Here is a 4,636-nt window from a genome sequence, read left to right on the forward strand (position 1 = left end):
TTCGGGGGGGATCGTCTTTGTGAAAACCCCCCCCCCCGCCCCCCCGCCCCCGGGCCGCCGCGGGGGCCGTCGGCCGAGGCCCCGGAGCAGCCCGCGGCCGCCGAGGGCGATCGGCCGAGGCGTCGTCGGCGTCGTCGCACGGGCGGTGGCGGCGAGGCGTCCGACAACGCGCCGGCGACCGCCGAGTAGGGCATGATCGTGGCGGGCAGCGCGGGTCCGAGCGCTGCCCGACCCGAGTCCGGTAACACAATCGGGTGATCATGGCCCGAAAATGTACGGAAACACTGTTACCGCACCTCGGTTGAAAGCGAGGAGCCCCCGAACCACCCCGGACCCCCGACCAGCCACCCACCCGACCCCGCCGGCACCACCGGCCCCACCACCAGCCGCCGGCACCACCGCCCTGACGCCCGCACCACCGTGACCCACCGGCCGGCCCACCGACCCGCCGGCCCACCGGCCACAACCCCGGCACCACCGCGGCCCATGCGGCCGGCCGACACCGCCGGCCCACCGACCCTCAGGCCACCGGGCCACCGGGCCACCGGGCCACCGGGCCACCGGGCCACCGGGCCACCGACCGCCAGGTCACCAGGCCGGCCGAACCGCCACTCCGCACAGCCGGCCCGCCCGTCGCCCTGGCGCGCCACCCGGCTCGTGGCACGCCAATCGGGACGCTTGGAGCGGGTTGTGGTGCCGCCTCACACCGACCTCTTCCCGGTGGTGGCAGCATGTCCGCCAGACCGAACGCGACAGATCACCGACCATCGGGAGCCGGGCAGTGGGCCAGCCGGAGCAGGCGGAGTCGAACGGGCAGGTCGTGCTGGACGAGGAAGACGTCCTGGCCGAGCCCGTCGAGCCGCGGGTCGAGCCGCAGGAAGACGACTTCGAGCCGCTGCCGCCGAGGTCGTGGCGGACGAAGGCGGACTTCGTCGGCGTGACGTTGGTGGTGGCGGCGGTGCTCGTGGCGAGCCTCGTCCTGTGGCTCACCAGCGACGCGCGCAACACCGTCAGCCAGACCGGCCCGTCCGGGATCACCCCCCTCCAGCCCGCCACGGAGCTGCCGCCGACGCTGTCGGAGATCTGGCGCGCGCCCAGCGGCGCGACGCCGGTGCCGGTGAACCTCGACTCGGTCGTCGTCACGGGCGACGGGGGCGAGGTCGTCGGCCGGGACGCGCTCACCGGCGACGTCCGCTGGCGCTACGCCCGCGACCTGCCGCTGTGCACGGTCTCCACGGCCTGGGGCCGGGTCTTCGCGGTGCACCGCAAGGACACCAACTGCTCCGAGGTCACGACCCTCGAAACCGGTTCCGGCAAGCGGGGGCCGCAGCGCAACGGTGACGCGGAGTTCGGCACCCGCCTGCTGAACGAGGGCTCGCACGTGCTCACCACCGGCGGGTCGTACGTCGAGGTCTACCGGCGCGACGACCTGGTCCGCTCGCTCGAGTACGGCACCCTGCGCGCCATCGTGAACCCGAACAAGCAGCCCCGCACCGGCTGCACGTACGGCTCGTTCGCGGTCACCGGCGGCAAGATCGCGTTGATCGAGCGCTGCCCCTCCCTGGACCCCTCCGACCGGCTCACGGTCCTCAAGCCCAACCCGGAGAAGTCCGACGAACCGCAGGTCATCACCACCGCGGTGACCGGCGAGCACGGCGCGCGGGTGATCGCGGTGACCGCGAACCGGGTGGCGCTCGCCGTGCCCGGCCGGCTCGTGGTGTTCGACTCCGAGACCGGCGGCTCGGTCGCGAGCTACCCCGTCGACGTCTCCGCCGAGGAACTCGCGGGCGACCCGCCCGGCCGCGTGGCGTCCACCTTCACCAGCACCGCGAACATCTACTGGTTCACCGGCTCGAAGACGGTGGCGCTGTCGCTCAACGACCTCAACCCGCTGTGGACCGTGAACGGCACCCTCGGCGCGGGCACCACGCTCGCCGGGCGGCTGCTGCTGCCGGTCGAGGGCGGGCTGAAGGTGGTCGACCAGGTCACCGGCCAGGAGGTGGCCGAGGTCCCGGTCGACCGGGGCGACCACACCGGCCCGGTCGAGATGGCCACCGAGGGGCCGGTCGTGCTGGAGCAGCGCGGCGGCACGCTCGTCGCCCTCCGGTAGCCGCCGCGGCAACGCCTCGGGCGACCGCCGGCATCGCACTGCGGGAACCCGACGCGTCAACCCCGGGCGACCGGCGACGCGGACGTGGCACCCCTGCGGCAGGCCCGGGCGACCGGCGTCGGCAGGCGTGGCACGGCGGCACCCCGTGTGCGGCGGCCCCTGAGGCGGCCGGCGACGGCAGGCACATGGCGGTGACCCGGCGGTGCAGGCGGCGGGTGGGCGACTCCGGCGACGGCAGGCGGCACACGGCGCGGTGATCCCGGCGGCGCAGGCGGCACACGGCGGTGATCCCGGCGTCGGGAGGCGGCGCGGGCGTGGCACTGCGGCAACGCGTCACGCGCCCGCGCGGCCGGTGCGGCAGACTGCCAGACGTGCACTCGCAGTTCAGCCCGCACCGGGCGCGACGCGTGGACCTGCCCGGGCGGCACGGCCCGGTCGCGGCCCTGCGCGAACCCGCCACCGGCCGCGACCTCGGCGCCACCGCGCTGCTCCTGCCCGGCTACACGGGGTCCAAAGAGGACTTCGCGCCCCTGTTCGACCCGATCGCCGACGCCGGCGTCGAGGTCGTCGCGATCGACCTGCCCGGCCAGTACGAGTCGGCCGGCCCGACGTCGGAGGCGGAGTACCGCACCGAGGCGCTCGGCGCGGCGGTCGCCGAGCTCGTCGCGAAGCTCGCCGCCGACGGCCGGCGCGTGCTGCTGCTGGGCCACTCGTTCGGCGGCCTGGTCGCGCGCGGCGCGGTGTTGGCCGGTGCGCCGGTGTCCGGGTTGACGCTGATGTCGTCCGGCCCGTCGGAGCTGCCGCCGGGCGAGCGCCGCACCGCCCTGGACTACGCCGAGGTGGTGCTCCGCGAGCAGGGCATCGAGGCATCGCACGAGGTCAACGAGACGCGGCAGGCGCTCAACCCGCGGTGGCGGGCGGTCCCGCAGGAGTTGAAGGACTTCTACCGGGAACGCTTCGTCCGCTCGTCACCGGCCGGGCTGCTCGGCATGGGCCAGGCGCTGCGCCACGAGCCGGACCTGGTCGCGAAGCTGGCCCGCGTCACCCGGTCGGCCGGCGTCCCGTGCCTGGTGGTGTGCGGGGAGTTCGACGACGCCTGGTCGGCGGCGAGCCAGCGGGACATGGCCGAGCGCCTCGACGCCGACTTCGCGGTGCTGCCCGGCGTCATGCACAACCCGAACACCGAGGCGCCGGACGCCCTGCTGGCCACGCTCCTGCCGACCTGGCGCGCCTGGCTCTCCTGACGGCGGGCGGCCTCACGCCCACCAGTAGAACCACATCGTCGCCGCCGCCAGCAGCACGACCAGCAGGCCGCACAGCGCCACGGGCCAGCCGCGGCGGCGGTCGGCGACGACCTGGGCCACCACCGCGGCCGCGGCCGCCGCGGTGTGGCCGATCACGACACCCAGGCCGGGGCCGGGCAGGTCACGGGTCCCCGCGTAGACCTGCACGCCGATCATGGCCAACGCCAGCAGCACCAGGCCGACCGCGAGGACGCCGCTGACGCCGCGCCACAGCCTGGCCAGGCGTGGTTCGGGTCTGCTGTCCACCATCGTCACGCGGCCAACTCTACGGCGCGAGCAAGGCCCACGGGTCGAGCGTCGGCGCGGCCTGCTGCCCCTCGGGGCACGAGCGGCGGAAGTCGCACCACGTGCACCGGTTCCCGGTGCGTGGCGGGAACAGCACCTCGGGGTCGCCGCCCGCCTCCAGCGTGTCGGTGGCCAGCCGCAGCTCGTCGGCCGCCTCCTCGGCCCGCGTCACGTGCCGCGCCAGGCTCTCCTCGGTGTGCTCCCACACCGACACCGTGCCGGTGGGCAGGTGGTGCAGCTCCACCCGGCGGCACGGCTTGCGCAACGTGCGCCGCGCGGCCAGCGCGTACAGCGCCAACGCCTGCGAGCCCCGCGCGTCGTCCACGGTCAGCGCGTGCCGGCCGGTCTTGTAGTCGACGATCACCAGCTCGCCGTCGCGCAGGTCGATCCGGTCGACCCGGCCCTCGGCGACGATCTTCGACGTGGGCGTGGACACCCAGCGCTCGATGCCGACCGGCTCGATCGACGTGTCCAGCTCGCCGACGTAGTCGCGCACCCACCCGACCGCCCGGTCCCGGTACTCGGCGGCCTGCTCGGCGTCCCGGAAGCCGTCGTTCTTCCACTGCCGGTGCAGCAGCGCCACCGCCTGCTCCGGGCTGCGGCGCGGCGCGGGCAGGTCGAACAACGCCTTCAGCGCGTTGTGCACCACCGCGCCGAGCGTGTTGTGCGCCCACGCCCCGCCGCGCGGCGGCGTCGGCCGGTCCAGGTAGGCCATGCGGAACCGGCGCGGGCAGTCGGCCCACGTCGCGAGCTTGGCGGGCGTGACCCGCACCAGCTTCTTCGGCATCGCCCCGAAGTCGAACCCCAGCTGCTCCTGCACGGAACCAAGTTACCGAGGGGGTCCGACAGTGTTGGATTGCAGTGTTGGATTGCGCCGCCTCCGGCGTCGCGGGCGAGGTCGCCCGGAAGTCGGCCGTTCGCGCCCTGATCCCCGGCG

General features: G+C 75.0%; 4 protein-coding genes. 2 read left to right on the forward strand and 2 right to left on the reverse strand.

What is annotated here, in order from left to right; translation table 11 throughout:
• Positions 1–781 precede the first annotated feature (781 nt).
• Together ACFXGA_RS39615 and ACFXGA_RS39620 are read left to right on the forward strand one after the other, a co-directional pair.
• Positions 782–2,110: a PQQ-binding-like beta-propeller repeat protein gene (locus ACFXGA_RS39615; RefSeq protein WP_378098161.1), complete on the forward strand. Its 1,329-nt coding sequence runs from the start codon at positions 782–784 to the stop codon at positions 2,108–2,110.
• A gap of 371 nt (positions 2,111–2,481) precedes the next feature.
• On the forward strand, positions 2,482–3,354 hold the full coding sequence (locus ACFXGA_RS39620) for an alpha/beta fold hydrolase (protein WP_378098164.1): 873 nt from the start codon (positions 2,482–2,484) through the stop codon (positions 3,352–3,354).
• 12 nt (positions 3,355–3,366) lie between these two features.
• On the opposite strand, the gene ACFXGA_RS39625 is transcribed toward ACFXGA_RS39620, so the two are convergent.
• Together ACFXGA_RS39625 and ACFXGA_RS39630 are read right to left on the reverse strand one after the other, a co-directional pair.
• Positions 3,367–3,669, reverse strand: coding sequence for a hypothetical protein (locus tag ACFXGA_RS39625; RefSeq protein WP_378098167.1), 303 nt, complete (start codon positions 3,667–3,669; stop codon positions 3,367–3,369).
• 10 nt (positions 3,670–3,679) lie between these two features.
• The gene (locus ACFXGA_RS39630) at positions 3,680–4,486 is read right to left on the reverse strand and encodes a RecB family exonuclease (protein WP_378098170.1); all 807 of its coding nucleotides are present in this window, start codon (positions 4,484–4,486) and stop codon (positions 3,680–3,682) included.
• Between the last annotated feature and the right edge of the window lie 150 nt (positions 4,487–4,636).

The sequence above is a fragment of the Actinosynnema sp. NPDC059335 genome, assembly GCF_042752395.1.
Taxonomy (GTDB): Bacteria; Actinomycetota; Actinomycetes; order Mycobacteriales; family Pseudonocardiaceae; genus Actinosynnema.

Coding starts and splice junctions, on each gene's coding strand:
- ACFXGA_RS39630 (WP_378098170.1), bottom strand. CDS start 4,486: ATGCCGAAGAAGCTGGTGCGGGTCACGCCCGCCAAGCTCGCGACGTGG.